At 65.7% G+C, this 26568-nt stretch carries 27 protein-coding genes and 1 pseudogene; 13 read left to right on the top strand and 15 right to left on the bottom strand.

The features are described from left to right. The first annotated feature begins 286 nt into the window (after window positions 1-286). From VFJ08_RS04490 to mtnA, 4 genes are all read left to right on the top strand, one after another. The gene (locus VFJ08_RS04490; RefSeq protein ID WP_324995604.1) at window positions 287-946 is read left to right on the top strand and encodes a thiol:disulfide interchange protein DsbA/DsbL; all 660 of its coding nucleotides are present in this window, start codon (window positions 287-289) and stop codon (window positions 944-946) included. Window positions 947-1074: 128 nt separating this feature from the next. Further along, the gene (locus VFJ08_RS04485; RefSeq protein ID WP_324995602.1) at window positions 1075-2532 is read left to right on the top strand and encodes a mannose-1-phosphate guanylyltransferase/mannose-6-phosphate isomerase; all 1458 of its coding nucleotides are present in this window, start codon (window positions 1075-1077) and stop codon (window positions 2530-2532) included. Window positions 2533-2575: 43 nt separating this feature from the next. Beyond that, entirely contained in the window at window positions 2576-3949 is a 1374-nt protein-coding gene (locus tag VFJ08_RS04480) for a phosphomannomutase (protein WP_324995600.1), read from the top strand. Between the two features lie 7 nt (window positions 3950-3956). Then, window positions 3957-4985: an S-methyl-5-thioribose-1-phosphate isomerase gene (mtnA, locus tag VFJ08_RS04475; protein ID WP_324995598.1), complete on the top strand. Its 1029-nt coding sequence runs from the start codon at window positions 3957-3959 to the stop codon at window positions 4983-4985. Between the two features lie 4 nt (window positions 4986-4989). On the opposite strand, the gene mtnC is transcribed toward mtnA, so the two are convergent. Together mtnC and VFJ08_RS04465 are read right to left on the bottom strand one after the other, a co-directional pair. Then, window positions 4990-5703 (bottom strand): acireductone synthase, encoded by a 714-nt coding sequence (mtnC, locus tag VFJ08_RS04470; RefSeq protein ID WP_324995596.1) that lies wholly within the window; start codon window positions 5701-5703, stop codon window positions 4990-4992. 63 nt (window positions 5704-5766) lie between these two features. Further along, window positions 5767-6381 carry a glutathione S-transferase family protein gene (locus VFJ08_RS04465; RefSeq protein WP_324995594.1) on the bottom strand — a complete coding sequence of 205 codons (615 nt, stop codon included), beginning with the start codon at window positions 6379-6381 and terminating at the stop codon, window positions 5767-5769. A 111-nt stretch (window positions 6382-6492) separates the two neighbouring features. Here VFJ08_RS04465 and VFJ08_RS04460 point away from each other — a divergent pair, with 111 nt between their 5' ends. Further along, window positions 6493-7326 (top strand): SDR family oxidoreductase, encoded by an 834-nt coding sequence (locus VFJ08_RS04460; protein ID WP_324995592.1) that lies wholly within the window; start codon window positions 6493-6495, stop codon window positions 7324-7326. Next, complete coding sequence (locus tag VFJ08_RS04455; protein WP_324995590.1) at window positions 7323-8381, top strand: saccharopine dehydrogenase family protein; 1059 nt, start codon at window positions 7323-7325, stop codon at window positions 8379-8381. The genes VFJ08_RS04460 and VFJ08_RS04455 overlap by 4 nt, the downstream gene beginning before the upstream one ends. 7 nt (window positions 8382-8388) lie before the next feature. Here the strand turns inward: VFJ08_RS04455 and VFJ08_RS04450 are convergent, their stop codons facing one another. The 3 genes from VFJ08_RS04450 to VFJ08_RS04440 all read right to left on the bottom strand — a co-directional run bounded on the left by VFJ08_RS04450 (window position 8389) and on the right by VFJ08_RS04440 (window position 10620). Next, the gene (locus VFJ08_RS04450) at window positions 8389-9198 is read right to left on the bottom strand and encodes a zinc-dependent peptidase (RefSeq protein ID WP_324995588.1); all 810 of its coding nucleotides are present in this window, start codon (window positions 9196-9198) and stop codon (window positions 8389-8391) included. An 84-nt stretch (window positions 9199-9282) separates the two neighbouring features. Next, window positions 9283-10239: a 5'-nucleotidase gene (locus tag VFJ08_RS04445; RefSeq protein ID WP_324995586.1), complete on the bottom strand. Its 957-nt coding sequence runs from the start codon at window positions 10237-10239 to the stop codon at window positions 9283-9285. A gap of 96 nt (window positions 10240-10335) precedes the next feature. Next, a complete protein-coding gene (locus tag VFJ08_RS04440) occupies window positions 10336-10620 on the bottom strand; it encodes a ComEA family DNA-binding protein (RefSeq protein WP_324995584.1) in 285 nt (94 codons plus the stop codon). Between the two features lie 259 nt (window positions 10621-10879). On the opposite strand from VFJ08_RS04440, the gene VFJ08_RS04435 reads away from it, so the two are divergent. Next, window positions 10880-11677: an HAD-IIA family hydrolase gene (locus VFJ08_RS04435; RefSeq protein ID WP_324995582.1), complete on the top strand. Its 798-nt coding sequence runs from the start codon at window positions 10880-10882 to the stop codon at window positions 11675-11677. A 38-nt stretch (window positions 11678-11715) separates the two neighbouring features. Here the strand turns inward: VFJ08_RS04435 and VFJ08_RS04430 are convergent, their stop codons facing one another. From VFJ08_RS04430 to VFJ08_RS04420, 3 genes are all read right to left on the bottom strand, one after another. Continuing rightward, the gene (locus VFJ08_RS04430) at window positions 11716-12486 is read right to left on the bottom strand and encodes an SDR family oxidoreductase (protein ID WP_324995580.1); all 771 of its coding nucleotides are present in this window, start codon (window positions 12484-12486) and stop codon (window positions 11716-11718) included. Window positions 12487-12497: 11 nt separating this feature from the next. Continuing rightward, window positions 12498-13877, bottom strand: a complete 1380-nt coding sequence (locus VFJ08_RS04425) for a GntP family permease (RefSeq protein WP_324995578.1) — start codon at window positions 13875-13877, stop codon at window positions 12498-12500. 76 nt (window positions 13878-13953) lie between these two features. After that, a complete protein-coding gene (locus tag VFJ08_RS04420) occupies window positions 13954-14592 on the bottom strand; it encodes a DedA family protein (protein ID WP_324995576.1) in 639 nt (212 codons plus the stop codon). A gap of 298 nt (window positions 14593-14890) precedes the next feature. On the opposite strand from VFJ08_RS04420, the gene VFJ08_RS04415 reads away from it, so the two are divergent. The 3 genes and pseudogenes from VFJ08_RS04415 (at window position 14891) to VFJ08_RS04405 (ending at window position 17165) form a co-directional block, all read left to right on the top strand. After that, on the top strand, window positions 14891-15856 hold the full coding sequence (locus tag VFJ08_RS04415) for a sugar kinase (protein ID WP_324995574.1): 966 nt from the start codon (window positions 14891-14893) through the stop codon (window positions 15854-15856). Window positions 15857-15892: 36 nt separating this feature from the next. Beyond that, window positions 15893-16201: pseudogene (locus tag VFJ08_RS04410) on the top strand (hypothetical protein); the annotation flags it as partial. Further along, the gene (locus VFJ08_RS04405; protein ID WP_324995570.1) at window positions 16191-17165 is read left to right on the top strand and encodes a D-glycerate dehydrogenase; all 975 of its coding nucleotides are present in this window, start codon (window positions 16191-16193) and stop codon (window positions 17163-17165) included. The pseudogene VFJ08_RS04410 and the gene VFJ08_RS04405, both read left to right, overlap by 11 nt. 105 nt (window positions 17166-17270) lie before the next feature. Here the strand turns inward: VFJ08_RS04405 and VFJ08_RS04400 are convergent, their stop codons facing one another. Both VFJ08_RS04400 and VFJ08_RS04395 read right to left on the bottom strand, forming a co-directional pair. Continuing rightward, complete coding sequence (locus VFJ08_RS04400) at window positions 17271-19361, bottom strand: M13 family metallopeptidase (RefSeq protein WP_324995568.1); 2091 nt, start codon at window positions 19359-19361, stop codon at window positions 17271-17273. Window positions 19362-19587: 226 nt separating this feature from the next. Further along, window positions 19588-19752, bottom strand: a complete 165-nt coding sequence (locus tag VFJ08_RS04395; RefSeq protein WP_324995567.1) for a hypothetical protein — start codon at window positions 19750-19752, stop codon at window positions 19588-19590. A gap of 5 nt (window positions 19753-19757) precedes the next feature. Here VFJ08_RS04395 and VFJ08_RS04390 point away from each other — a divergent pair, with 5 nt between their 5' ends. Beyond that, complete coding sequence (locus VFJ08_RS04390) at window positions 19758-19880, top strand: hypothetical protein (RefSeq protein WP_324995565.1); 123 nt, start codon at window positions 19758-19760, stop codon at window positions 19878-19880. A gap of 464 nt (window positions 19881-20344) precedes the next feature. Then, window positions 20345-20872 (top strand): GNAT family N-acetyltransferase, encoded by a 528-nt coding sequence (locus VFJ08_RS04385; protein WP_324995563.1) that lies wholly within the window; start codon window positions 20345-20347, stop codon window positions 20870-20872. Here VFJ08_RS04385 and VFJ08_RS04380 read toward each other — a convergent pair. Next, complete coding sequence (locus tag VFJ08_RS04380) at window positions 20856-21461, bottom strand: LysE family translocator (protein ID WP_324995561.1); 606 nt, start codon at window positions 21459-21461, stop codon at window positions 20856-20858. The two genes, VFJ08_RS04385 and VFJ08_RS04380, sit on opposite strands and share 17 nt — an antisense overlap. A 214-nt stretch (window positions 21462-21675) precedes the next feature. Between VFJ08_RS04380 and VFJ08_RS04375 the strand changes: the two genes are divergently transcribed. Further along, window positions 21676-23061 (top strand): PLP-dependent aminotransferase family protein, encoded by a 1386-nt coding sequence (locus VFJ08_RS04375; RefSeq protein WP_324995558.1) that lies wholly within the window; start codon window positions 21676-21678, stop codon window positions 23059-23061. 300 nt (window positions 23062-23361) lie between these two features. Here the strand turns inward: VFJ08_RS04375 and VFJ08_RS04370 are convergent, their stop codons facing one another. The 4 genes from VFJ08_RS04370 to VFJ08_RS04355 form a co-directional block, all read right to left on the bottom strand. Beyond that, the gene (locus VFJ08_RS04370; RefSeq protein WP_324995556.1) at window positions 23362-23898 is read right to left on the bottom strand and encodes a cupin domain-containing protein; all 537 of its coding nucleotides are present in this window, start codon (window positions 23896-23898) and stop codon (window positions 23362-23364) included. A 186-nt stretch (window positions 23899-24084) separates the two neighbouring features. Then, on the bottom strand, window positions 24085-25143 hold the full coding sequence (locus VFJ08_RS04365) for a Gfo/Idh/MocA family oxidoreductase (RefSeq protein ID WP_324995554.1): 1059 nt from the start codon (window positions 25141-25143) through the stop codon (window positions 24085-24087). Between the two features lie 76 nt (window positions 25144-25219). After that, on the bottom strand, window positions 25220-26248 hold the full coding sequence (locus VFJ08_RS04360; RefSeq protein WP_324995606.1) for a DUF4105 domain-containing protein: 1029 nt from the start codon (window positions 26246-26248) through the stop codon (window positions 25220-25222). A 119-nt stretch (window positions 26249-26367) separates the two neighbouring features. Next, a partial coding sequence (locus VFJ08_RS04355; protein WP_324995552.1) for a glucan biosynthesis protein occupies window positions 26368-26568 on the bottom strand: 201 nt, incomplete at its 5' end.

The raw sequence follows: 26568 nt of genomic DNA, 5'->3' as shown, positions 1-26568 counted from the left end.
TAGTCATTCTACCGTAGCGCGCTGCAACGCAGGATTGCGGCAAAATGGCCCCGGCCCTTCGGGTTGCGGCCCCAAATCGCGCCATCCGGCGTTGCAGAGCTTGACCGCAGAATGACTGCGGCCGGCGCTCTGCGTCTTGGCTGACACGATTTGGGGTTGCAACGCGGGCCGTATGAAACGGCAACAGGCCCTCGGGTAACGGCGCTCGGTTATTGTAAGCGCTGGCATGAATCGACGTCGGCTGTAGCCAGACGCCTATCTATCTCTATTTGCGAAAAAGAAATCGATGTCAAAATCAACGATCGCGCTTTTGGCCCTCGTCGGCCTCCTGGTATCGCTGCCGGCCGGCGCCCAGAGTCTGATTTCGCGTTATGTCGCCGGCGACGATTACAAAGTCGCCGATACCCCTGCCCCGCGGGCGAAGCGCGACCACGGCAAGGTGCGGGTGACCGAGTTCTTTCTCTATAGCTGCCCGCACTGCTATCACTTCGAGCCCGAGCTCAACGCTTGGCGCAAACAGCATCCGGACGTGGCGTTTTCCCGCGTGCCGGTACTGTTCGGCCCGGGCTCGCAGCCGTACGCTCGCCTGTATTACACCGAAGTGGCGCTCGGTGTGGTCGATCGCTTGCACGACCAGATCTTCGATGCGATCCATCAAAACGGCCGGCCGCTCACCAGCGAAGGGCAGATGCGCCGGTTCATGGTCGCCCACGGCGTCGACGGGCGGCGTTTCGATAAGGTCTACAACAGCCAAGCGGTCGAGGACGATGTCCAGGGCATCATCGCCCGCATGCGGCGTTACCCGGTCACGGCCGTGCCCAGCATCAGCGTCGCCGGCCGCTACTGGACCAGCGGCCAAGTCGCCGGCAGCAATCCGCGTATGCTCAAGGTCGCGGATTATCTGATCGATCGGGTGCGCGCGGCAGGCGCCGACGACGGCGGTTGAAGCGATACGCCGGCGCCGCGTGGCGCAATGGGCAGCGGCGTTTGTATCATAGCGGCGCAACGGCGGGCCGCAGCGTCCATGCCCGCTCGATTCAGTCAGGCGCCCTATTCGGGCTTCAAGGGGTTCTCATGCTCGTTCCCGTTCTTCTCGCCGGCGGCACCGGCTCGCGACTCTGGCCGGCCTCGCGTCAGAGCCGGCCCAAGCAGTTCCTGCCGCTGACCGGCGGCGACACGAGCTTGTTGTCGGCCACGCTCGAACGCCTGCAGACCCTGGACGATCTCGGCGATGCAGTGGTCATCGGCAGTGAAGCGCACCGCTTCGTGATCGCGGAACAGATGCACGCCGCCGGTCATCGCGGGCGCATCATTCTCGAGCCGGCGCCGCGCAATACGGCGGCCGCCGTGGCCGCGGCCGCGTTCGAGGCGCGCGCGCGCCACGGCGAGGATGTCGAACTGCTCGTGCTGCCGACCGATCATGCCGTGGCCGACCGGGCCGCCTTCGTGGCCACGGTCGCGCGGGCACGCGCGGCAACCGGCGTCGGACGGCTGGCGCTGTTCGGCGTTACGCCGGATCGTGCCGAAACCGGTTACGGCTACATCCGCGCCGGCGCGCCGGTTTCCGACGGCGTTCGCGTGGTCGAGGCTTTCGTCGAAAAGCCGGATGCCGACACCGCCGAGCGGTTTCTCGCCGCCGGCGATCATTATTGGAACAGCGGCATGTTCATGTTCCGTGCCGGCGATTACCTGGAACTGCTGGCCGAATACGCGCGCGACATTTTCGACGGCGTCGCCGCGGCCTTCGAGGCGGCCACCGTCGATATCGACTTCCTGCGTTTGGAGCGGGCCAGCTTTGAAGCGGTGCGCGCCGATTCCATCGACTACGCGGTGATGGAAAAAACCGATCGCGCGGTCATGGCCGAACTGGATGCGGCCTGGTCGGATCTGGGCAGTTGGAGCGCGGTCGCCCGTGCGGTCGGGCTGGATATACGCGGCAACAGCGCGACCGGCGATGTCTGGCTCGAGGATGCCGACGACTGCGTGGTGCGCAGCGAGGCCCGGCTGGTCGCCGCCCTGGGCACGCGCGACCAGATCATCATCGAAACCGCGGATGCGGTGTTGGTCGCCGACCGCTCGCGCGAGCAGGACATCAAAAAGCTGGTGGCGAATCTGGACGGCGCCGGGCGCATGGAGGCTACCGCGCACCGCAAATCGTACCGCCCCTGGGGCTCCTACCAACAGATTGCCGCGGGCCCGCGCTTTCAAGTCAAGCACATCCGGGTCACGCCCGGCGGACGGCTGTCGCTGCAATCGCATCATCATCGCGCCGAACACTGGATCGTGGTGCGCGGCACGGCGAAGGTGAGCTGCGACGAGCGCGAGATGCTGCTGTCCGAGAACCAATCGACCTATATCCCGCTGGGCGCGGTGCATCGGCTGGAAAATCCCGGCAAGGTGGAACTGGATTTGATCGAAGTGCAGTCGGGCAGCTATCTCGGCGAGGACGACATCGTGCGCTACGATGATGTCTACGGCCGGCCGGAGCTGGAAGAACACGATACCGGCGCGGCCCCGGGCACCAGCGCCTGAGCCGTTGTCTGAATCGTTGCCTGAATCGTTGTATTAATAATGAATGAGGAGCACGCCGATGGGCCAGTACTATCCGTTCTTCAAGGCTTATGATATCCGTGCCCGCGTGCCGGATGAGCTCGATGCCGACATGGCGCGCCGCATCGGCATGGCGTTTGTCGCCGAACTCGAAGCCAAGACGGTCGTGGTCGGCCGCGACATGCGTCTGTCCAGCCCCGAGCTGGCCGAAGCGCTCATCGACGGGTTGACCACGGCCGGCGCCGATGTGCTCGATATCGGGCTCGCCGGCACCGAGGAAGTCTATTACGGCGTGTTCTCGCAAGCCGCCGACGGCGGCGTCATGGTCACCGCCAGCCATAACCCCAAGGACTACAACGGTCTGAAGTTCGTGCGCGAACAGGCCAAGCCGATTTCGGCGGATACCGGCCTGGCCGACATCGAACGCCGCGTGCACGCCGGCGAGGCGCAAAAAGCCGATGCGCCCGGCGCGCGCCACACCCTGGACCAGCGCGACGACTACATCGCTTTCCTGCTGGCCCAGATCAAGCCGGAGAACTACAAGCCGCTCAAGATCGTGGTCAACCCGGGCAACGGCTGCGCCGGGCTGGTGGTCGACAAGCTGGCCGACAAGCTGGCCTTCGAATTCGTGCGTATGCAGTTCGAGCCGGACGGCGAGCTGCCCAACGGCGTGCCCAACCCGTTGCTGATCGAAAACCGCGAGGCGACCTCCAAGGCCGTGCGCGAGGCGGGCGCGGATTTCGGCGTGGCCTGGGACGGCGATTTCGACCGCTGCTTTTTCTTCGACGAGCGCGGCGAGTTCATCGAGGGCTATTACATCGTCGGCCTGATCGCCCAGATGCTGCTCAAGATGAACCCGGGCGAGGCGATTGTGCACGATCCGCGCCTGATCTGGAATACGCTGGACCAGGTTGAGGCCGCCGGTGGCCGCGCGGTCGAATCCAAGTCCGGCCATTCCTTCATGAAACAGGTCATGCGTGAAAGCGACGCGCTGTACGGCGGCGAAATGAGCGCGCACCACTATTTTCGCGAATTCTCCTATGCCGACAATGGCCACCTGCCGTGGCTGGTGCTCGCCCAGCTCATCTCGGAAGCCGGCAAGGGCCTTTCCACCCTGGTCGAAGAACGCATCGCGGCCTTCCCGGCCTCGGGCGAGATCAATCGCCGCGTCGACGACGCCGACGCCGTGATGGCCGACATGGAAAACCACTATGCCGACGCGGCCGAAAGCATCGAGCACGTCGACGGCCTGTCCATGAACTTCGGCGACTGGCGCTTCAATCTGCGCATGTCCAACACCGAGCCGGTGATTCGGCTCAACGTCGAGGCCCGCGGCGATAAACAGCTCCTGCGCGAAAAGACCGACGAACTGCTAACGCGCATCGGCGGCACGGCCTAACCGGCGCATGCGCGAGCGTCGCGGACTGGGGCTCGTGGTCGCCGCCGGGCGGCTCGAACTGTTGGATCAGTCGCGGCTGCCGCACACACGGCAATGGCGCGCGATCGATACGGTCGCGGCCATGGTCGAGGCGATCCGGGCCTTGCGGGTACGCGGCGCGCCCATGATCGCGGTCGCCGCGGCGCTGCTGGTCGCGGTGCGCGCCGAGGCGGGCGACGACCGCGACACATTGATCGAAGCGATCGAGACGCTGCGCTCGGCCCGGCCCACCGCGGTCAATCTTTCCCATGCGATGAACGACCTGCGGCGGGCGATGACCGGCGCGGACTGGCGCGTGGCTGTGGTGGCGGCGGCCGACGCGCTGGCCGACCGCGATGCCGCGTTGTGCGAGGCCATCGGTAATCACGGCGCGGCGCTAATCGCGCCCGGCGAGCGGATTCTGACCCACTGCAATACCGGCGCGCTGGCCACCGCCGGTATCGGCACCGCGGCCGGCGTGATCCGGCGTGCGCACGAACAGGGCAAGAACGTCGCGGTCTGGGTCGACGAGACGCGGCCGTTGCTACAGGGGGCCCGGCTCACCGCCTGGGAGTTCGGCATGCTCGGCGTGCCGTATACGTTAATCACGGACAGTATGGCCGCGGCACTCATGGCGCGTGGCCAGGTCGGTCGCGTGATCGTCGGCGCCGACCGGATCGCCGCCAACGGCGATGTCGCCAACAAGATCGGTACCTATGGGCTGGCCGTGGCCGCGCATCACCACGGTATCCCGTTTGCCGTGGCCGCGCCCGGCACCACGCTCGATCCGGCCTGCGCGTCGGGCGCGGACATCGAAATCGAACAGCGCGACGCCGCCGAAGTCCGCGGCGTGACCGGCGCGGCCGGCGATTGGTGCTGGGCGCCAGCCGATGCGCCGGCCGCCAACCCGGCCTTCGATGTCACGCCGGCGGCGCTGGTCACGCACTGGATTCTGGATAAGGGCGTGTTCGACCGCGACGCCGTGGCCGACGGCTGCTTGGTCGACGCCGTATCGTAGGCTTCTAAAGCAGCTCAATCTCGGAGAATGACACGACGCTTTGATGCGCCTGTTGCGCCTCGGCTTTTTCCCGGGTTTGGTCGTCGCGGGCGATCCAGCAGGTCTGCAGGCCGGCCTGGCCGGCGGCATCGAGTTCGCCGCCGTTGTCCGAGATGAACAACAGCGAACCGGGGTTCTCGCCCAGCGTCCGCGCGATCGCGGTATAACTGTCCGCGTTCTTCTTCGCGCCCAGCCGGCGGTCGAAGAAACCGGAGAACAGGCCCGAGATATCGCCGAATTCGCTGTAGGCGAACAACAGCCGCTGGGCCTCGGACGGCGCGTTCGAATAGGTGAACAGGGTGCGATGATCGTCGGCCCAGGCCTGTAACGCGGCCACCGCGTCGTCGTAGACATGCCCGGCGAGCTCGAACGCCTGATAGGCGTCGCGCCAGAGTAGATGGCAAAGCGCCGCGACCGGGCCGGAATCGCGCTCGGCGAGCCCGAACTCCGCCAGTTCGATCAGCCGCGGCACATCCACCGCCGGTTCGCCGGCCGCCTGGGCCAGCGCCGCGAGCGCTTCGGCTACGTCCGGGCGTTCGGCGTTGTGCCGGGCCCAGGGCCCGAGATGATCCTCGGCGTAGGGGATGAGGACATCGCGGGTGAAGGCGCCGTCGCTGACGGTGCCCTCGATATCGACGATGATGGCCACGACTTCCGGGCTGAGTTCTTCCAGTCGCACGGCCGGCTCCGGCAATGGGCGAGGCCGGCATGCTAGCCCGCACGGTCGGCCGCGCCAAGCGGTTTATGCGCCTGCGCTCGGCCGCGTCGAGACGCGCTCGTGCCAAGCGGCCAGATGCGGCCGATCGCCGATGCGTATATCGACCACACGGGCGAAGTCGATCGCGACCAGCGCGGTGATATCGGCCACGGTATAATTCTCGTCCGCGATGTAGCGCCGGTCCGCCAGGTGTCGGTCGAGGAAATCGAATATTTTGATCGCGGCCCCGGCGCGGTCGGCGCCGTAGTCGGGAAACACCGATTCGCGGTCGGCGAAGTGGCCGGTCGTATGCCGGAACGCCATCGCCACCGGCAGCAGCAGATGCAGTTCCATGCGCCGGTTCCACATTTCGATCGTGGCCTGGGCCTCGGCTGTATCGCCCATCAGCGGCGGCTCGGGGTGGGTGAGCTCGAAGTAGCGACAGATGGCGATCGATTCCGACAGACAGCGGCCGTCGTCGAATTCCAGCACCGGTACCCCGCACATCGGATTCTTCGTTTTAAAGGTTTCGCTCAGGTTGTCGCCGGCGCCGAGGTCGAGTTGCTCGATCTCGAAATCTTTAAGATTGATGCCCTTTTCGACCAGAAAGATACGCAGCCGGCGCGGGTTGGGGGCTTGGCGCGTTTCATAGAGTTTCACGAGCGCTCCTCTTGATTACTTTGATGCGGATTCGTGTCGACGATGCGCCGTCGGCGAGACATGGGCAATACGTTGGCGTATGCTCTCGTGTGACAATAAGGCATGTCAGATATGAGCGACAATAATATCCGTTCCCGACGCATCGCGATCACCGGCGCCGGCAGCGGCCTGGGGCGTGCGCTCGCGCTACGTCATGCACGGGCCGGCTGGCGGGTGGCCGTGACCGATATCCAGGCCGGGCGCGCCCGGGGCGTGGCCGAAGAGGTCAACGATGCCGGCGGCCAAGCCATGGCGCAGACGCTGGATACGCGCCGCGAGTCGGATTTCGAGCAGCTCATGGCGCGGCTGAACGCCGAGTGGCGCGGGGTGGATGTGTTCGTCAACAACGCCGGCGTGGCTTCGTCCGGCAGCGTCGCCGATACGCCGCAGGCGGATTGGGACTGGATCGTCGATATCAATCTGATGGGCGTGGTGCGCGGCTGCCGCGCGGCGCTGCCCGCGCTTCGTGCGTCGCGCGGGCATATCGTGAACACGGCCTCGTTCGCCGCGATCGCCAATGCGCCGGGGATGGTGTCCTATAACGTCGCCAAGGCGGCCGTGCTATCGCTGTCGGAAACCCTGCGTGCCGAGGAGCACGCACACGGCGTGGGCGTGACCGTGGCCTGCCCGGCGTTCTTCGCCACCAATCTGATGGAGTCGTTTCGCAGCACCGCGCCGGGGCGGGAGGCGTTGGTGGAAAAGCTGATGGCGCGCTCCGGCGTGACCGCCGAGAACGTCGCCGAGCAAATCTTCGACGCGGTCGCGGCGCGGCGATTCCTGGTGCTGACGCATCGCGACACGCGCTGGCAGTATCGATTGAAACGGCTGCAGCCGGAGTTGTTCTTCCGCGCGGTGGAAAAGACCGCGCGCTCGATGTTCAAACCGCGCAAGGGAAAACCCGCATGAGCCATGACCGATTGCTCATCTACGGCGCCTATGGCTATAGCGGCGAGTTGATCGCCCGGCAGGCGGTGGCCGATGGGTTGGCGCCGGTATTGTCCGGTCGCAATGCCTCGAAGGTCGCGGCGTTGGCCCGGACGCTGGAGCTCACCGCGCGCCCGTTCGATCTGGACCGCGATACCGTGGCCGGCCAGCTCGCCGACATCGACGTGGTGCTCCACTGCGCCGGCCCGTTCGTCGCTACCGCGCCGGCGATGGTCGAGGCCTGTATCGCCACCGGGACCCATTATCTCGATATCACCGGTGAGATCGATGTGTTCGAGCATGTCTTCGCGCGCGATGCCGATGCGCGCGAGGTCGGCGCGGTGCTGTGCCCCGGCGCCGGCTTCGATGTCGTGCCCACCGACTGCCTCGCCGCGGCGCTGGCCGAGGCGCTGCCCGATGCCACGGCGCTCGCGCTCGGTTTCGATTCGCGCTCGGGGCTGTCGCCGGGAACCGCCAAGACCGCGGTCGAGGGTCTGGCCGACGGCGGCCGGGTGCGTCGCGACGGCCGCATCGTGCAGGTGCCGCTGGCCGCCGATGTGCGCGAGATCGATTTCGGCGACGGGGCCAAGCCGGCGATGACCATCCCCTGGGGCGACGTCGCCACGGCTTATCATTCGACCGGTATTCCGAACGTCGCGGTCTATATGCCGATGTCGCCCGGCCGTATCCGCCAGGTCAAGCGGCTGAACTGGGTACGGCCGGCACTCGGTCTGTCGCCGGTCAAGCGTTTGCTCAAGGCGCGGGCCGGTCGCGTTCGCGGGCCGGATGCGGCCACCCGGGCGCGCCGCGCCACGCGCGTCTGGGGCGAGGTGCGTAACGCCGCCGGCGCGGTTCGTGTCGGCCGTGTGTCGGTGGCCAACGGCTACGACGTCACCGTTCATGCCAGCCTGGCGCTGGCCTGGCGGCTGATCGACGACGCGCCGAAGGGCGGCGCCTATACGCCGTCGCAGTTGGCGGGCGCAGGCTTCGTCGAGACGCTGCCCGGCAGCGGCAGGATCGCGATCACGAATGACTAGGCGTTTATCAAGCGTCAACGGGCCTTGCCGGCGTGCGGTGCCCGGCCGGGCGGCGGGACGCCGTCTCGATATCGAAATAGGCCGCGAGCACGGCATACAAGTCGGGATGGGCGCCGGCCAGCGCCTCGCCGCGCTGGAAGAAGGCCTCGGCCGCTTGGCCGAAAAATTCATCCAGCGCCACGTCTTCGTCCGCCGGCAACAGGCTCGAACCGGTCTCACGCACGCGCCGCCATTCCCGGTCGAGCGCATCGCCCCAGGTCTGGCCGCCCGCAACCGCCGTCGTGGGCGCGGTAAAGTCGTGCAGGCGCGCGACCTGACGCACGATCGCGTTATGCGGTCCACCGTCCAGTGCTGCGACAACCGCCGGCCAGGAAACATGCAGACGCAAGCCTTGCCAGCTTTCGCCGGTCGCCATTTCGCCGAGATCTTCCAGCAAGCCGGCCGTGGGCGGATCGGACCATTCGTCGTCGGCATTCGCATGCACCACGAGCTCGGTCGGAAGACGGCCCTGACCCGGCTGGGCGCCCAGGCAGAGCATGCCGACCTGGCCGGCCACCGCCAGCCGCTGGTCCACGCTCAGCGCGCGCCCCGAATCGCCAAGCAGATCGATATCACGCAGGATGAGCGCGGTACGGGCCTGCAGGCGTGCGCGGCGGCGGGGGTCCAGCCGGCGGGTCCAAGGCATGAGACGGCCCAGGCGACGGCGCTCGGCCGCGGACAGGGACGGGCGGCGTCGTAGCCAGCCCGGGCCCAGAATCAGCAGGGCCACGAGAACCAAAGCGCCGGCGACCACCAGCAGGCTCGTGAACAGGTTCATGGCGTGGTCCCGGACAAAACGGCGATCATCACATCCGAACTGTGAGGCTGCGGCCAATACACGAGGACGAGATTCCCGGTGATCTCAACGACGATTGTCCTCGCTATATTCCGGCCGCCCGTTTTTCCGGCGATCGCCAGCCGTGGCCGACGGCTCGTTGGCCACGCCGTGCGGTACGTGGCCGGCGGCCATTAGGCTCGATGCCGGGCCGGTGTGCGTGGTTTGATCGTCGAAGAAGATGTCGGCGCCGAAGGCCCGCAGGAACTGGGCCTTGGCCATGCCGCCGAGAAACAGCGCCTCGTCGATCCGGATATGCCAGGCGCGCAGGGTGCGAATGACCCGTTCATGGGCCGGGGCGCTGCGCGAGGTCACCAGCGCGGTTCGGATGGGGCAATTCGCCGGATCGAATTCGGCCTGGATATGGGTTAGTGCTTCCAGAAACGCCTTGAACGGCCCGCCCGGCAGCGGTTGCCCCGCGGCGGCCGATTCCGCTTGGGTGAACGCGGCCAGCCCTTGTTCCTTGAAGATGCGCTCGGCCTCGTCGGAGAACAATACGGCGTCGCCGTCGAACGCGATTTTGAGCACGCCTTCGCCGGTGGTATGCGAGTGGCCGGGGACGATGGTCGCGGCCGCGCAGCCGGCAGCGAGCGCGGCGCGGACGTCGTCCGGGTCGGCCGAGAGGAAAAGATCGGCGCCGAAGGCCGAGACATAGCGCCAGGGCGAGTCGCCGCTGGTGAAGGCCGCCCGCGTAATCGGCAGGCCGTGATGCGCGATGGAATTGAATACGCGCAGGCCCGTGTCCGCGCTGTTGCGCGACAACAGAATCACTTCGACCCGCTCGTCGGTTTCGTCGTTGAGCGCGAGCAATTTGCGCACGAGGCCGAAGGCCACGCCGGGCTCGAGCACATCTTCCTCGTGCTCGATTTGATAGCCGCAATAAGCTTCGCGCCCATCGGTCTCGAACACGGCGTGGCTGGCTTCCAGATCGAACAGAGCCCGTGAGGAAATGCCGACGACCAGCTTGGCGGTTTGGCCACTCATGATGTCGAGTGTAGCGCCACCGGTGCCGCGTGCGTAGCCGGTCACCAACCGTGGCCGGGATCGACCGGGGCGCCGCCGGCCGATCCCGTCTTGCGATCAGCTGGCGCTATCGCCGTTTTGGGTATCGTCGCCTACCGTGGCTTCCGAACGCAGGCCGGCCACGGTCTTGTCGCCGATGCCGTCGACGCGGGTCAGTTGGTCGAGGCTTTCGTAGTTTCCGTTGGCCTCGCGATCGGCGACGATCGCCTGGGCCTTGACGCTGCCGATACCGTCCAGCGTTTGCAACTGATCGGCCGAGGCGGTGTTGACGTTGACCGCGGCGAGCGCCGCGGTCGCATAGAACAGCGAGCCGACGAGCACCGCCAAAAAGAATTTCTTCATTATTCCCCCATTAATTATTTCTGATAGATGGAAATATAACTTATGCATAGCACAAAGATCGGCGCAAGTATTGATCTTACAATGCTTGTCGGGCTGCATACTAACCTCATGATACGTTGAATAATTAAAGAATTTGGCAAATATAGTTAACGCCCGTCCGGATCTCGTTCCGGCGCGGAATACCGGCAGCGATGACGTACGCGGCGCTCAGAAGCCGGTATCATCGTTGCCACGTGACCAAAACGATTCCGAGGCCTTCGTGACAGAGCGCACTATCGATTGCTGGCTGACCGATATGGACGGCGTGCTGGTCCACGAGAACAAGGCGTTGCCCGGCGCGGCCGAGTTGATCCAACAGTGGCGCGACGACGGGACGCGCTTTCTCGTGCTGACCAACAACTCCATCTATACCCCGCGCGATCTGTCCGCCCGCCTTTCGCGCAGCGGCATCGAGGTGCCCGAGCACCAGATCTGGACCTCGGCGCTGGCCACCGCCGCGTTTCTGGCTGACCAGGCGCCCAAGGGCTCGGTGTTCATCATCGGCGAGGCGGGTCTGACCACGGCCATGCACGAGGCCGGTTTCGTCATGACCGATACCAATCCGGAATTTGTGGTGCTCGGCGAGACCCGCACCTATTCGTTCGAGGCGATCACCCGGGCGATCCGGCTGATCAACGACGGTGCGCGCTTTATCGCCACCAATCCCGACGTGACCGGGCCGAGCGCCGAAGGGGTGCTGCCGGCGACTGGCGCGGTGGCGGCGCTGATTACCGCCGCCACCAAGCGCGAGCCTTACTACGTCGGCAAACCCAATCCCATGATGTTCCGCTCCGCCATGAACAAGCTCGGCGCGCACTCGGAGCGTACCGGCATGATCGGCGACCGCATGGATACCGATGTGGTGGCCGGCATCGAGGCCGGGTTGCATACGATCCTGGTGCTGTCGGGCATCGCCGACCGATCTGATATCGATCGTTACCCGTTTCGGCCTGCCGTCATCCTGGATTCGGTCCAGGATCTGCTCGCGGACGACAATAAAGAAGACGGCCGGAAGTAGCGCCTGTGGGTGTACCGGCGGCTTGGAAACCCCCTCGCTCAGACCACCGAGGTCATCCCGCCGTCGACGAAGATATTCTGGCCGGAAACGAAGTTCGAGGCATTCGAGCATAGATAGACCAGCGTGCCGATCAGCTCGTCGAGCTGACCCCAGCGGGCGGCCGGCGTGCGTTTTCTGATCCATGCATCGAAGTCCGCGTTCTGCCACAGCGCGGCGTTCATGTCGGTTTGGAAATAACCGGGCGAGATGCAGTTGACCTGAATATTGTAGCGGGCCAAATCGGCGGCCATGCCTTGCGTGAGCATGGCCACGCCGCCCTTGGAGGCGGCATAGGGCGCGATCGTCTCGCGCGCCAGCTTCGACTGCACCGAGCCGAGATTCACGATTTTGCCCGAACCGCGTTCGGACATCGCCCCGGCCAGTGCGTGGGCGACATAAAACGCGCTCGACAGATTGGTCGCCACCACCGCGTCCCAGTCGGCGGGCTCGAATTCGGCGAACGGCGCGCGCTTTTGCAGGCCGGCGTTGTTGACCAGGATATCGGGCAGACCGTGGGCGGCGATGACTTCGGAGATCGCGGATTGCACCGCCGCGTTATCGGTCACGTCGAAGGCGATACGGGCCACATCGGCACCGGTTTCATCGGCCAGGGCTTCGGCCGCCGCGGCCAGCTTGTCCGGGTCGCGGCCGTGCAGGATGATCCGAGCGCCGCGCTCGGCCAGACCGCGGGCCAGTTCGGCCCCCAGCCCGCGCGAGGAGCCGGTGACCAAGGCCAGTTTGCCGCCGACATCGAATAGCGCGTCGCGCATGAATCGGCTCCTCAGAAAATCGCGAAAATGACGTAGGCGATAACGAAGCCGACGATCGATTCGAGCGCCTGTTGCACGGTCCAGGTCTTGAGTGTTGTGGCCACGTCCATGTCCATCAAGCGCCCGACCAGCCAGAACCCGGAGTCGTTGACGTGGCTGGCGAACACCGAACCCGCGGCCGTGGCTATGACGACTGCGACCACCTGCATCGCCGAATAGTCGCCCTGGACCACCGCCGGCGCCATCAGGCCGGCGGCGGTGACCAGCGCCACGGTTGCCGAGCCCTGGGCCAGCCGGATCATCACCGCGACCACATAGGTCGCGACGATGATCGGCAGGCCGAGATTGTTGAGCGAATCCGCCAGTGCGTCGCCGATGCCCGAGGTCTCCAGCACGCCGCCGAACATGCCGCCGGCGCCGGTAATCAATACCACCGAGCAGATCGCCGGCAGGGCCGAATCCAGGATCTTTTCCAGCGCACTGCCGTGTTCGCCGCGGCGCCAGCCCAGCACATAGGCGGCCACCAGCACCGTGATCAGCAACGCCACCGGCGTTTGGCCGAACAGTCTTGCGACGTGGAACCAGGTGGCCTCGCCGTCGACCCAGCCGAGCGTGGCGGCGAAATGCAGCCCCGTATTGGCGAAGATCAGCACCAGCGGGATCAGCAACAGCCCGATCACCGTGGCCACCCGTGGCGGGTTCTCGATCGTGTCGTGGTCGGTGGTGCCGAACAGATGCGCGGCGACCGGAAATGGATGATAGCGTGCGGTGATCTTGCCCCAGAGATAACCCGAGACGTACCACATCGGAAACGCCACGATGATGCCGGTGAGCAGTACCAGGCCGGGGTTGGCGCCGAACGCCGCGATCGCGGTCACCGGGCCCGGATGCGGCGGCACGAACACGTGCATGACCGAAAACGCGCCGGCCGCCGGAATGCCGTAGAGCAGCAGCGGGCCGCCCAGCCGACGGGCGACCGCGAAGATGATTGGCAGCATCACCACCAGGCCGGCATCGAAGAAGATCGGAAAGCCCATGCACAGCGAGGCCAGGCCGAGCGCGAACGGTGCCCGCTTCTCGCCGAAGACCTCGACCATTCGATCGGCCAGCGCCTTGGCCCCGCCGGAATGCTCGACCAACCGCCCGAGCATGGCGCCGAAGCCCACCAGCAAGGCCACCGCGGCCAGGGTTTCGCCGAAACCGGCCAGCATCGTCGGCAGGATCTGCTTGGGCGGAATCAGCGTGGCGAAACCGGTCGCTAGGCTCACCACGGTCAGCGCCAGAAAGGCATGTACCTTGAAGTGGATGATCAGGACGAGAAGCAGCGCGATCGCGCCGGCGGCGATACCCAACAGCGGCCCGGTCGATAGCGTCTGGTGCCAGTGCTCCATGCGGCCTCTCCTCTGTGCGGTTCAAGCCTGAGCGGCAAAGGCGGCACACCCTACAGTGGAACCGGTCCCATGAATCTTAGTTTTTGGTCTTAGATGTTGATCTCCGGTCCCGAGAGCCCGAACGGCGGCGGCGCCAGACAAAACGCCAGACGACATAGCCTATCGCCAGTACGGCCGCCACGCCGCCGCCGACGTACATGACGATCGGGCCGAATTTTTCCAGCGCCTGCTCGAAATGTTGGCCGAACCAGTACACGCCGAAGCCCCAGACGCCGACCCAGAGCGCGGCGCCGATCGCGTTGTACAGGATAAAGCGCGGTGCGGCCATACAACCGATGCCGGCCACGATGCCGTTGAGCTGGCGCAGGCCCACGAAAAACCGGGCGACGATCACGATCGCGCCGCCACGGCGGGCGAAGAACCGCTCGATCCGCGCCAGCCGGCGATCGGTGATGCCCACCTTGGCGCCGTAGCGAACCACCACGCGCCGTCCGCCGAAGCGGCCGATGGCATAGCCGATGTTGTCGCCGATCACCGCGCCCAGCCACGCCGCCGGTAGCAGCAATGTGATCGGCATCTTGCCCTGCGAGGCGAGCAGCGCGGCGGAGATCAGCGCGGTTTCGCCGGGCACGGGAATGCCGAAGTCCTCGATCAGAACGAGGGTGAAGATGGCCCACGGGCCGTAGTCCGAGATGATCTGACTTATATCGGGCATAACTAACGTAATAGGCGGACACGGGCATCGCGACCAGTACGGGCGTACGCGGCGCGGTTGTGGGGCGATCGGCGTGTATTCGACGGCCCGGTCGCGCCATGATACGCGCCGTCGTTGTCGCCGGTCGCGTTCATCGGCGTCGATGGCGACATCGACTTCTGGGGCGAGCCCGTCACGGCCGGCCGACCACCCGGTTGGCGCGGTGACTTCGCCGATCGTCGTATATCGATATACAGCCAAGCCCTACACACTGACAAAATCGCATGGGACCGTTCCCATTCTTTTAGCCGATCTATCGATGGACAGCAGACAGGCGAACATGCCGACACCCGCGCGCGATTTCGACGTTATCGCCTTCGGCGAAAGCATGGCGCTGTTCGCGGCCGATACGCCGGGCGAACTGGACGCAGTGTCGGCGTATACGCGCCGGCTGGCCGGGGCCGACAGCAATGTCGCCATCGGCCTGTCGCGGCTCGGCTTGTCGGTGGACTGGACCAGCCGGGTGGGCGACGACAGTTTCGGCCGTTTCATCGTCGCGGCGCTGGCCGCCGAGGGCGTAGACTGTCGCCATGTCATCGTCGACGAGACACGGCCGACCGGGTTTCAGCTCAAGGCCCGGCGCGACGACGGCGGCGATCCGGAAGTCGAATATTTCCGCCGCGGTTCGGCCGCGAGTGCGCTGTCGCCGGCCGATATCCCGTCCGCGCGCTTCGCCCGGGCGCGTCATCTGCACTGCACCGGCATCCCGCCGGCCCTCGGCGAGTCGGCGCGGGTGTTGTCGCGGCATGCCGTGGCCGCGATGCGGGCCGCCGGCGGCACGATCTCGTTCGACCCCAACCTGCGGCCGGCGCTATGGCGCGACGAGGCGACCATGCGGCGCGAGGTCAACGCGCTCGCCGCGCAGGCCGACTGGGTGCTGCCCGGGCTCGACGAAGGCCGGCGCCTGACGGGCGCCGACACACCGGCAGCGATCGCCGATTTTTATCTCGAACGCGGCGCGGCGGAGGTCGTGATCAAGCTTGGCCCCAACGGCGCGTTCTGGAAGTCGGCCGACGGTGAATGCCATGCCCCGGGCGTGGCCGTGGCCCGCGTGGTCGACACGGTCGGCGCCGGCGACGGGTTCGCCGCCGGTTTCATCAGCGCCCGGCTGGCGGGACTGGCCCCGGCGGCGAGTCTGCAGCGCGCGAACGCCGTGGGGGCCGCCGCGGTGCAGGTCGCCGGCGATATGGAAGGCCTGCCGCACCTGCACGAACTCGACCCGTAATTCGATCCGAGGAGGTAGCCCGTGACAACGCCGCTTCCGTTTTTCGCCATCATTCCGGAGTTGCTGCCGCGCAACGTCGCCGGCGGCGCGATCGCGCTGGTCAATTCGTTCGGGGCGCTGGGCGGGTTTCTCGGCGCCTACGGCGTGGGCTATCTCAACGGACTGACCGGCAATCCGGCGGCTTCCTATATCGCCATGGGCGGTTCGCTGTTGGCGGCGGCCGTCCTGACGCTGTTCGTACGCCCGGCCACCGAGAAGGCGCCCGGGCGGCAGGCGGCCGTATCGCCGCGCGCCGAGGGTTACGATGTGTCAAACCGCCACGCTTCGACCGCTCATGACTCGTAAAACCGTTATCCTCTACAACCGCCTCGCGCCGACCCTGCGGGCACGGCTGGATGAGCACTTCCATGTCCTCGATTTCAGCGACACGCCCAATCTGCCCCGCGATCCGGCATTCCGGGCGGCCCTGGAAGACGCGCACGGCGTGCTCGGTGCGAGCGTCCCGCTGGGGCGCGCCGAACTCGCCCATGCCCGGAACCTGGAGGCGATTTCCAGCGTATCGGTGGGTGTGGATAAATACGACCGGGATTATTTGGTCGAGCGCGGAATTATGCTCTGCCATACGCCGGACGTGCTGACCGAAACCACGGCGGATACGGCGTTCCTGCTGATGCTGGCCGCCGCGCGCCGGGCTGTGGAACTGGCGATGCGGGTCCGTAACGGCGAGTGGACCGCCAGCGTCGGCGAAGCCGATTTCGGCGTCGATGTCCACGGCAAACGGCTCGGCATCGTCGGCATGGGGCGGATCGGCGCCGCGATCGGCCGCCGGGCCCGCTTCGGGTTCAATATGGATGTGGCTTATCACAACCGGTCGCGCCATGCGGCGGTCGAGGACGAGCTGGGGGCCGAATGGCGGACGCTCGACGACCTGCTCGACTGGGCGGATTTCGTCTGCGTGACCGTGCCGTTAGCTGAAGCCACCCGTGGGCTGTTCGGCGCCGCCGAGTTCCAGCGTATGGGCCCGGAGACGATATTCATCAATATCTCCCGCGGCGGGGTGGTCGACGAACCGGCGCTGATCGCCGCGCTGGAAAACCACACGATCCGGGCCGCCGGGCTCGATGTATTCACCACCGAGCCGCTGCCCGGCGATTCGCCGCTGGCCCGGCTGGCCAACGTGGTGGCGCTGCCACACATCGGCTCGGCCACGCACGAAACCCGGCATGCCATGGCTGCCCTGGCCGTCGACAACCTGATCGAAGCCCTGGCCGGCCGCGAGCCGCCGGCGCGCTATAGCATGGCCGACTGACGTCCCGGCCCGCCCGCGGCGTCGGCCCGGGGCGCCGCCCTTTTTATTCCTAGTTTGTCGGCGCTCGGCTTGGGGCGGGCCTGTTAGCGGGCTTATCGGCGACGGTTACCAAATGTCGACGCGCTTGTCCTCCGGCCGGACCATCTTGTCGCCCGGCTCGCAGTTGAACGCCCGGGCGAAGGCCGGCATATTCGACGGCGCGCCGATCGCGCGATAGGTCATTGGCGAGTGCGGGTCCGAGTTGAGCTGGACCTCGAGCGCCTTGTCCCGGCTTTGGCCGCGCCAGACCCGGGCCCAGGCCATGAAAAAGCGCTGATTCTCGGTAAAGCCATCGATCTTCATGTTCGCTTCTTTCGGGTTCTCGGCCAGCGCTTTCTGCAGCGCGTCGTAGGCCAGCGTCAGGCCCGCCAGATCGGCGATGTTTTCGCCCAACGTCAGCTTGCCGTTGACGTGCAGTTCGGGCTTGCCGGGAATCGGCGTGTACTGGTTGAACTGTTCGACCAGTTGCTGGGCGCGCGCCTCGAAAGCCTTGCGGTCGGCCTCGGTCCACCAGTTAACCAGGTTGCCGTTGCCGTCGAACTGGCTGCCCTGATCGTCGTAGCCGTGGCTCGCTTCGTGCCCGATCACCGCGCCGATGCCGCCGTAGTTCACCGCGTCGTCGCCGTGGGCATAAAAGAACGGCGGTTGCAGGATCGCGGCGGGAAAGTTGATGGTGTTGTCGGTCGGGTTGTAGTAGGCGTTGACGGTCTGGGGCGTCATGCTCCAGCGCTGGCGATCGCGCGGCTGGCCGACATAGGCCATTTCATAGTCGTGATTGAATTTGGCCGCGGCGGCCATGTTGGCGTAGAAATCGTCCGCCGAAATCGACAGCCCCTTCCACGAACGCCAGTGCTCGGGATAACCGATCTTGGGCAGGAATTTGGACCATTTATCGAGGGCTTTTTGTTTCGTCTGATCGCTCATCCAGTCGTTGTTCTGGATGCGCTTCTTCAGCGCCGCCTGGATGTTCGCGACCATCTGCTCTGCGCGCGCCTTGGCCTGCGGTGGAAAGTATCGCGCGACATAAAGCTGGCCCAGCGCCTGGCCCATGGCTTGATTGATCGCATCCAGCGTCTGCTTCCAGCGCGCCTTTTGCTGGGGCTGGCCGTTGAGCGTGGTGCCGTAGAAATTGAAGTGAGCGTCGCGGAAGTCCTGGGCCAGCAGCGGCGCGGCGTCGTCGATCGCATGAAAGCGCAGATAAGCGCGCCATTGGTCGAGCGGGGCATTGCCGAGCAGCTTGTTGAATTCGGCGAAGAACTTCGGCTCCGACAGTGAAAAGCCCCGCTCGATGTCGGCGCCCTGGGCGGCGAAGAACCGTTTCCAGTCGAAATTCGGCGTCGCCTTGTTGGCCTCTTTCAGGCTGACGAAGTGGTACTGATTGTTCGGATCACGCATGGCCACGCGCGACAGCGAGTGCCGGGCCAGAGCGGTTTCGAAGGCCATGGCCTTTTTGGCGTCGGCTTTGGCTTGGTCGTCGGGCTCGCCGATCAGCTTGAACAGCTTGGTCATGTAGTCGACATAGGCGGCGCGCAGATCGGCGTAGTCCTTGTCGGTGTAATACTTCGGTGCCGGCAGACCGAGCCCGGCCTGATAGACGTAGGCGATGATCTGGGTCGCGTTCTTGTAGTCCGGGCCGGCATCGAGTGCGAATACCTGGCCTTGGCCGGCGGCGAACGCCTGGGTGAGATAGGTGCCAAGCTCCTCTCGGCTGTCAATGGCCGCGATCTTTTTCAGCCGCGGCTCGATCGGCTGATAACCGGCTTTGTCGATGGCGGCCGTATCCATGCCCGACTGATAAAAATGGCCGATCTTGGCCCGGATCGATCCCTGGTCCGCCTGGTCTGCATTGGCGGCGGCTTTTTCCGCGATCTTGTGCTGATCTTCGAGGCTCTTCTCGGCCAGTATGGTGAACGAGCCCCAGCGCGTGTGATCGTCCGGAATCGGATTCGCGGCCTCCCACTTGGCGTTCACGAAGGCATCGAGATTCTGGCAGGCACCGACGCTTTGGTTCAGATTGTCGGTATCGAAGATTCGCTTCGCGACGGACAGGCGCATGTTCGCGGCATCGGCGTTCGAGTCGGCGGCGAAGGCGCCGGTCTGGGTCAGCGCCAGCCCGAGCGCGATCGCCACGGACGTGAAAGCCGGTCGTCGGATCATGATCATCTCTTGTAAACACCCTCTCGAGGCGATGGCCACGGCCCGTGCATCGGCGGTACGCAAGCCAGCGCGGCATGGCGCCGGGCCGGATTGTGGTTCGACAAGACCGTATATTGACACGATCACCGGCCTGGCGTGACAACGCCGGCCTTGAACGCTTCAAGGGCGGCGGACAAAAAAATACCCGGCGCGAGGCCGGGTATTTTCATGCGCTCGATCGAGGCGATCAGCGGATCGCGTCGGCGTCGTCGATCTGAGCCGCGACCGGCGCGCTGTTCTGTGCGCCCGGCGCTTGCGCCAGTTCGGCGGCGACGATGGGCATCGCCATCGAGGCGGCGACCAAGCCGGCGACGACAAGGCTGTTCACGATGTTCAACTTGAAGGTGTTCATTATCAATGCTCTCAAAACCGGAAGAATTTCGACGGGCGGCCTTCTGCGCGTCCATTGCGATCTTCGGCATCCGCATTGACGTGAACCCCTTTGCCGGTGCCACGCTGCCGATGCCGATCAACGAATAAAAATAAGCAAGTATTGCCTCTTTGGGACAAGCCCGGTTCAACGAGAAAAAGATAGTCTGCGGCCCACGATCGATGAAACCGCTTCGAGCTATCGACAATTTCCCGTCGACGCTGGCAATTCTACGCCTAAAGTCGTATTTGACAACCCGTTTTCGAAAAAAATTTTTTCTCTTTTTGCAACCGATTAAATCGACTAAAAATCAATCACTTGGGCGACATTTAGACAGGTTCTATGGGCGCTTTAAAGGCTGCCGTGACGGGCTGCAGCGGGTTTGGGCGGCGGTGCGCGTCGAACGGCGCGATTTCGCCGCATGAGCCGAGTCGATCGGCAGGATCGTTTGAATGAACGGTTCATGAATCGTCTCGATCCGACTGAACCCCGGCTAGCGACAAAAACCGGGAGCCAAAACGCTCTGTCCGTGCCCACTGATTCGAATTTTCGCTATGCTGGCGTGCGTTGTTCCATGCCGCGAGCCGCCGTGTACTCGATACGTCTTGCCGAGGCCGCCGACTGGCCGGCCGTCTGGGCCATTCTGTCGCCGGTGTTCGCCGCCGGGCTGACCTATGCTTATCCGCGCGATATCGGCGAAGCCGCGGCGCGTACGATCTGGATGGACAAGCCGGCTGCGACCTTCGTGGGCGAGGCGGCCGACGGTACGATCGCCGCCACTTATTATCTGGTCGCCAACCAGCCCGGCCAGGGGGCGCATGTCGCCAACTGCGGTTATGTGGTCGCCGAAGCCGCCCGCGGCGCCGGCTGGGCGGGCGCGATGTGCGAACACTCGCAGCGCGAGGCGCTCGATCGTGGCTTTCGCGCCATGCAATACAACTTCGTGGCCGAGACTAACGTCGGCGCGGTGCGCCTATGGCGGAAGCACGGCTTCGATATCGTCGGGCGTCTGCCCGGCGCGTTCTGCCATCCCGAAGCCGCCGATGTCGATGCGCTGGTCATGTACAAACGCCTGGCGCCGCCGTTCAGTCGAAAACGATGAAGCCGACACAGGCGGCGGTCAGCGTGCCCATGAAGGCATTGAAAATCCGCCAGGCGCGGGCGCTTCGCAACGTGCGGCCGATCACGCTGCCGAACGCCGCCCAGAACGACAGGCAGGGCAGGCCGACGACGATCATGATCGCGGTCAGCACCACGGCGTTGACGAACACGGGGCCGTGCCGTGGCAGGAAAGACGCGGTTAGCGTCAGTCCCATCACCCAGACCTTCGGGTTGGCGAACTGAAAAGCGGCGGCTTCGATGAAGGAAAGCGGTCGCGCAGCGCCGGCCATGTCGAGGGTCGGTGGCGGCGCGCTGGCGATACGCCAACCTAGATAGAGCAGATAAACCGCGCCGAGCACGCGCAGCGTGTACTGCACCGGCGCGTACTGCTGGAAAAGCGCGCCCAGCCCGAGCGCCACGCCGAGATAGAGCACGGCGCTGCCACCCAGGATGCCGGCGATATGCACGAGCGTGCCCCGATAGCCGTAGCGCGCGCCCGAGGCCGTGAGCATGACGTTGTTCGGCCCCGGCGTGCCCACCGTGGCCAGCGCGAACAGCGCCACCGGGATCATGGCGGTCGGGGCGATCATGACGTGCTCTGCTTGCCGGCGTGCGGGTTCGCGAGAACAAGTCCTCGCAGGCCCGGGCGCTGCGAATTGCCCGATGAGCCTTGATGGTTTTTGGTCTTGTACATGGTCCGATTCGTGTTATTGTAGGGGTTCAATTATTAAGCAATGCCGAAACACTCGGGTGATTTATGAGAATACGCGGTAACAAAAGGGCGTCAATAATTTTATTGTCACCATGACAATTTGGGTGCCGCAGCTTTCGGGCGACGGTCCGCGTTATCGTCAACTGGCCACGGCCATCGGCCATGCAATCGAATCTTCGGAGTTGGCCCCGGGCACGCGGTTGCCGCCCCAGCGTCGGCTGGCGCACGCGCTCGGTGTGACGGTGGGCACGATCACGCGCGGCTACGGCGAGGCGGAGCGCCGGGGCTGGGTGGAAGCCCGCGTGGGCAGCGGTACCTATGTGCGTGCCGGTTCCCGGCGGCCGGCTTTTTCGCATGTCAGCGCCACGCGCGACGACGACGGCGTAACCGATCTGTCGCTCGCGCTGCCGCCGGCCGATACGGAACGCGACGCCGCCCTGGCGCGCGCGTTGGCCGGTATTCAGGGCGATCCGCGGGCGCTGGCGCACGCGCTCGATTATCAACCCGAGGGCGGGCTCGACGCGCATCGCGAAATCTATGCGCGCTGGATGACCGATTTGGGGTTGCCGGTCGACGCCGGCGAATTGATCATCGATCAGGGCGGCATGAACGGGATTTTTCTCGCCCTGTCCGCGCTGGGCGGACGCGTGGCCGCGGAGCGGCTGTCCTATCCGGGCGTGATCAGCGTGGCCGGCCAGCTCGGTCTGCGCCTGGTGGGGCTCGACCACGACGCCGACGGGCTGGCCGTGGATGCGCTGGCCGCGCGCCACGATCAGCAGCCGTTCGACGTGCTCTATGTGATGCCCGAGCATCAGAATCCGACCACCGCCCGGCTCGATGAGGCGCGGCGCCGTGCGCTGGTGGATTTCGCCCGCGAACGCGACGTGTGGATCGTGGAGGACGGCGTTCAGCACCTGGCGTCCGCCGAGCGCGGCACGCCGCTGTATCGGCTCGCCCCCGAGCGCACGGTCTATCTGTTTTCGGTGTCCAAGATTCTGGCGGGCGGTCTGCGTTCGGGCGCGATGCGGGTGCCGCCGGGCCTGCGCGAGCGTGTGGCCACCGTGGTGCGCAATGTCAGCTGGATGCCGCCGCCGCTGATCGCCGCCGTGGTCGGCCAGTGGATCGCCTCGGGCGATGCCGATCGCCAGCTCGCGCGTCAGTTCGACGAACTCGAAGCGCGGCGGCGCATGGTCGAAGACGCGCTGGCCGAATTCTCACCGTGCACCCGTGCCGGCGGTTTCTATGCCTGGCTGGCCCTGCCGCCCGGACAGCGCGCCTCGCGCGTGGTCGAGCGGCTGGCCGAGGCGCGTATCCGTGTGAACCCGGCCGAAGCCTTTTGCGTGGGCAGCGAAGCCGCGCCCCAGGCGATTCGTCTGTGCTTCAGCGCCGCGCGCGACCGCGCCGCGCTGGCCGATGCGCTGGTACGGATACGCGAGGTACTGGCCGCGCCCGCGCCGAGCGCGTGGCAGACGATCTAGCGGGTTTCGACCGACGCTATAGCATTTTGCACTTTATACCAGCCGTTATAATGATGTGGCGATAGCCGATAAGAAAAAGAGAAAGTCCGCAAATAAACGCCAAAGGCACGCAAAATAAAGAAAATTAGTTTTCATTTGCGTTTTTCGCGTTCATTTGCGGACTGTTTTTTGTCTTCCTTACTATTTTCTGGCAAAAGAACACAGCCTGAACATCCGCTGGAAAGCTGGTTTGACGCTTATTCAATCTGCGTAAATCTGCGTTTATCTGCGGATAAATAACTTTAAAAAGTGGAAATTGCGCTAATCTGTCCAAAGTCGTATGAGCGCGCCGTCGGCGCCGGTGATCGGGTCTTGTGACGGCGTGGGCACGGCGGCGATGCGCTCGCGGGCGCGTTCGGGGTCGGTTTCGCCGGGGCGGCATAGATCCCAGTCGCCGTGGCCCGTCGGGTAGGCGGCGGTGAGCGCGAAGTCGGCGCCGGCCGAGACCCGGCAATGGCCGGTGCCGGCGGGCAGGATCACGACATCGCCGGCCGCTAGTCGCACCGGCCGGCCATATTCGCCGCCCAGCACCAGCTCGGCCTCGCCGGCATACACCGCCAATGCTTCATGTGCGTTGGAATGGAAATGGTGGTAGGCGAACACGCCGTCGCGCCACTGCGGCGGCCAGTCGCAAGCCGCGAACGTCGCTTCGAAACGCTCGGCGGCATCGTCGTCGGCTTTGTCCTGCAGGCCGCGATAGACGAGCACGGGATGCCGGCTGTTGGGCGTGCGCCCGTCGTCGTCGAAAACCAGCGTTTCGGGTTCGGTCTGCGGGTCGATCTCGAGCGGCGCGGTCATCACGGGTCGGCGGTGACGGTTCCTGGCAATAGCCTAGATTGGATGCGGGCGCGGTGGAACCCGGGACTACACCAAGTGCGGCGTGTTGATTATCGCCGCCTGTCATCGCGGGCGCCACGCAAGCGTCATGAAGTCGCTATATGAGCGCCCGACAGTGCCGGTAGACTCTGTATGGAGGTGCCGCAGTCATAGGCTGATCACGCGGCGTTCGGCCGAGGCCGCGCGCGCGGCTTCGATCACGCGCAGCCCGGCCACGGCGTCCCGGGCATCGACCGGCAGCGGCGCATCGCCGCGCAGCGCGGCCGCGAACCGGCGGTAGAAAGCCGGATAGTTCCCGGCCCGGCTCGGAATCGTTTCGACGTGATCGCCGGCAGCGAGCCGGCCCCAGGCTTTTTCGGCTTCCGCGCCCCAGTCTTCGCCGGTCGGTACCGCGCCTTCGCGCAGGCGGTCCTCCTGCGGGTCCAGGCCGAACTTCACGAACCCCGCCTTATCGCCGAGCACACGAAAACGCGGGCCGGGATCGGGTGCGACGCTGCTCATCCACAGATGCGAGCGCACGCCCGAGGCATGGCTTACGGCGACAAAGGAATCGTCGTCGACGGCCGAGTCGGTGTAGCCGGCATCGAGTTCGGCATAAACTTCGTGCGCCGGGCCGAACAGGGCGAGCGCCTGATCAATGAGATGGCTGCCGAGGTCGAACAGGATGCCGCCGGCGGCCTCCGGGTCGGCGTTGCGCTTCCAGCCGGGTTTGGGCTCGGGGCGCCAGCGTTCGAAGCGGGATTCGAAACGCCGCACCCGGCCCAGCCGGCCGGCATCGATCAGTGCGCTCAAGGTCAGAAAATCGGCATCCCAGCGTCGGTTCTGGAACACGGTCAGCGCCACCTTGCGTGCATGAGCGGTCGCTATGAGGCCGTCGGCCTCGCCGGCTGAGGTGGCCAGAGGCTTGTCCACGACCACGGCCAGTCCGGCGGCTATGGCCGTTCGGGCGTGTTCGGCATGCCAGCCGTTGGGGCTGGCGACCACCACCGCATCGAATTCGCCGGCACGCGACCAGAGCGTTTCGGTGTCGCCGATCACCTCGACCCGGGGATAGCGCCGCGCGATTTCGGCCGCGCGCTCGGCATTGCCGGTGACGATGGCGGTCAGTTCGAGATCGGGCGTGGCATGAATCAGCGGTGCATGAAATACGCGGCCGGCGGTGCCGTAGCCAATGACGGCGACTCGGGGTGCAGGGGTTTTAGGCATAAAACGAAGCGTTTTCGGGCCGGTTCGGCCTTCGATGCTGACGCAAACCGGCCGCCGCCGCCACTATCATCTACAGCTACGGTGGTGGTGCGGGGCTGGTCTCCGGCGCCGGCAGGCCGCGCCGGATGGCGGCGGAAAAATCCGTGCTGGCGCGGCCGTCGATATCGGAGGCGATGGCGGCTTCGTTGATATGTCCGCGTCGGCGCAACTCGTCCATCGACAGACGGTCGTCCAGCGCACCGAGTTCGTAGAGATATTCGGGCAGATGGCCCGAGGCCAGCAGGCGCCAGTTCCAGGCCAGCCCCGGCACGATCGCCTTGACCATATCGTAGACCAGGGTGGTGCAGTTCGAGGTGAGCGTGTTGTAGAAGCGGGGCTTGTTCTCGAGCGTGTCGGCGGTATCCAGATAAGCCTCGAACAGGGCACGGATTTCGGTGCGCGGCAGGGCGATGCGGTACAGATAAACGTTTTCGCCGCGCGCGGTGGTGCGGGTGCGCACGATATCGCGTTCGTCGGCGGCCACGAGCGCCAGTTCGCACTGACGGAACAGGCCGCCGATGGCCGAGAACTGTTCGCCGGCCAGCCGCCGCACCTCGACCGAAAACACCAAATGCCGGCCGTCGGCGAAGGCGAAGGCGACCAGCGTGTGCGCGATGGTCGGGCCCATCCAGTACGACACGACCAGATCCAGGGCGACGAGCTGGTCGAGATCGTAATCGCGCGTCTCCCAGCGCGGCGTGAAGTGCTCTGGGGTGTGCCAGTCGAAATTGCGCACGTTGTATAGCCGGGCGTGCGTGCCCGTGCGTTCCACGTGAAGCAGGCGCTCGACGTCGGGCGCCCAGCGCCGATCGGAACGCGGCCGCACCCGGGCCCACCAGAGCGCGAACGCCAAACCGGCGACAGCGAAAATGGCCGGGCCGAACCATTCGGGTGCGGCCAGGCCGGCCAGAGCGGCCGCGGCTGTCGCCCACCAAGCGGTGATCAGCCCAAGGCGCGCCGTGCGCGCGGCCGGGCCGCGAAACCACAACGCGCCGGTGGCGTAGCCGGCCACGACGACAACCAAAACCCCGGCGGCGATGCGGGCCGTGATCAGCGCCGCGCCCATCACGCGGCGGCGCGCCTATCGGGCTTGGGCCGGTTCGTGCTGCTCGCCACAATCGGCCTCAATCCGGCAACACGACGGTCGACGCGCCGGCGATTTTCAACGCCTCGCCAAAGCGCGCCCTAGTAATAACGATCCGCCGCTGCCGGCGGCACCCATTGATACAGCCAGGTCTCGCTCAGGGTCTGGTCGCCGTTGGTGAGATAAGCGCGCAGGGTCACCGGCGTGGTGTCGCGCGAGGTCGGCATCCAGTCGAACACGGCGCGGTAGCCGTTGATCGGCTTCATCGCGTGGGTCGAGGTGTAGCTGATCCGGCCGTTCGA

The sequence above is a fragment of the Salinisphaera sp. genome, assembly GCF_035690525.1.
In the GTDB taxonomy this organism is placed as follows: domain Bacteria; phylum Pseudomonadota; class Gammaproteobacteria; order Nevskiales; family Salinisphaeraceae; genus Salinisphaera.
The sequence above is the reverse complement of the archived record's forward strand: the minus strand, read 5'-3'. Positions and strand labels throughout refer to the sequence as shown.

Coding starts and splice junctions, on each gene's coding strand:
- VFJ08_RS04455 (WP_324995590.1), top strand. CDS start 7,323: ATGAGCCATGACCGATTGCTCATCTACGGCGCCTATGGCTATAGCGGC.
- VFJ08_RS04370 (WP_324995556.1), bottom strand. CDS start 23,898: ATGACCGCGCCGCTCGAGATCGACCCGCAGACCGAACCCGAAACGCTG.
- mtnA (WP_324995598.1), top strand. CDS start 3,957: ATGCGCGAGCGTCGCGGACTGGGGCTCGTGGTCGCCGCCGGGCGGCTC.
- VFJ08_RS04485 (WP_324995602.1), top strand. CDS start 1,075: ATGCTCGTTCCCGTTCTTCTCGCCGGCGGCACCGGCTCGCGACTCTGG.
- VFJ08_RS04360 (WP_324995606.1), bottom strand. CDS start 26,248: ATGGGCGCGGCGCTGATCACGGCCCGCATCGCCGCCGGGGTTTTGGTT.
- VFJ08_RS04365 (WP_324995554.1), bottom strand. CDS start 25,143: ATGCCTAAAACCCCTGCACCCCGAGTCGCCGTCATTGGCTACGGCACC.
- VFJ08_RS04460 (WP_324995592.1), top strand. CDS start 6,493: ATGAGCGACAATAATATCCGTTCCCGACGCATCGCGATCACCGGCGCC.
- VFJ08_RS04380 (WP_324995561.1), bottom strand. CDS start 21,461: ATGATCGCCCCGACCGCCATGATCCCGGTGGCGCTGTTCGCGCTGGCC.
- VFJ08_RS04405 (WP_324995570.1), top strand. CDS start 16,191: ATGACTCGTAAAACCGTTATCCTCTACAACCGCCTCGCGCCGACCCTG.
- VFJ08_RS04440 (WP_324995584.1), bottom strand. CDS start 10,620: ATGAAGAAATTCTTTTTGGCGGTGCTCGTCGGCTCGCTGTTCTATGCG.
- VFJ08_RS04430 (WP_324995580.1), bottom strand. CDS start 12,486: ATGCGCGACGCGCTATTCGATGTCGGCGGCAAACTGGCCTTGGTCACC.
- VFJ08_RS04375 (WP_324995558.1), top strand. CDS start 21,676: ATGACAATTTGGGTGCCGCAGCTTTCGGGCGACGGTCCGCGTTATCGT.
- VFJ08_RS04415 (WP_324995574.1), top strand. CDS start 14,891: ATGGACAGCAGACAGGCGAACATGCCGACACCCGCGCGCGATTTCGAC.
- VFJ08_RS04445 (WP_324995586.1), bottom strand. CDS start 10,239: ATGAGTGGCCAAACCGCCAAGCTGGTCGTCGGCATTTCCTCACGGGCT.
- VFJ08_RS04400 (WP_324995568.1), bottom strand. CDS start 19,361: ATGATCCGACGACCGGCTTTCACGTCCGTGGCGATCGCGCTCGGGCTG.
- VFJ08_RS04480 (WP_324995600.1), top strand. CDS start 2,576: ATGAGGAGCACGCCGATGGGCCAGTACTATCCGTTCTTCAAGGCTTAT.
- VFJ08_RS04425 (WP_324995578.1), bottom strand. CDS start 13,877: ATGGAGCACTGGCACCAGACGCTATCGACCGGGCCGCTGTTGGGTATC.
- VFJ08_RS04490 (WP_324995604.1), top strand. CDS start 287: ATGTCAAAATCAACGATCGCGCTTTTGGCCCTCGTCGGCCTCCTGGTA.
- VFJ08_RS04450 (WP_324995588.1), bottom strand. CDS start 9,198: ATGAACCTGTTCACGAGCCTGCTGGTGGTCGCCGGCGCTTTGGTTCTC.
- VFJ08_RS04420 (WP_324995576.1), bottom strand. CDS start 14,592: ATGCCCGATATAAGTCAGATCATCTCGGACTACGGCCCGTGGGCCATC.
- VFJ08_RS04390 (WP_324995565.1), top strand. CDS start 19,758: ATGCTCTCAAAACCGGAAGAATTTCGACGGGCGGCCTTCTGCGCGTCC.
- VFJ08_RS04395 (WP_324995567.1), bottom strand. CDS start 19,752: ATGAACACCTTCAAGTTGAACATCGTGAACAGCCTTGTCGTCGCCGGC.
- VFJ08_RS04385 (WP_324995563.1), top strand. CDS start 20,345: ATGCCGCGAGCCGCCGTGTACTCGATACGTCTTGCCGAGGCCGCCGAC.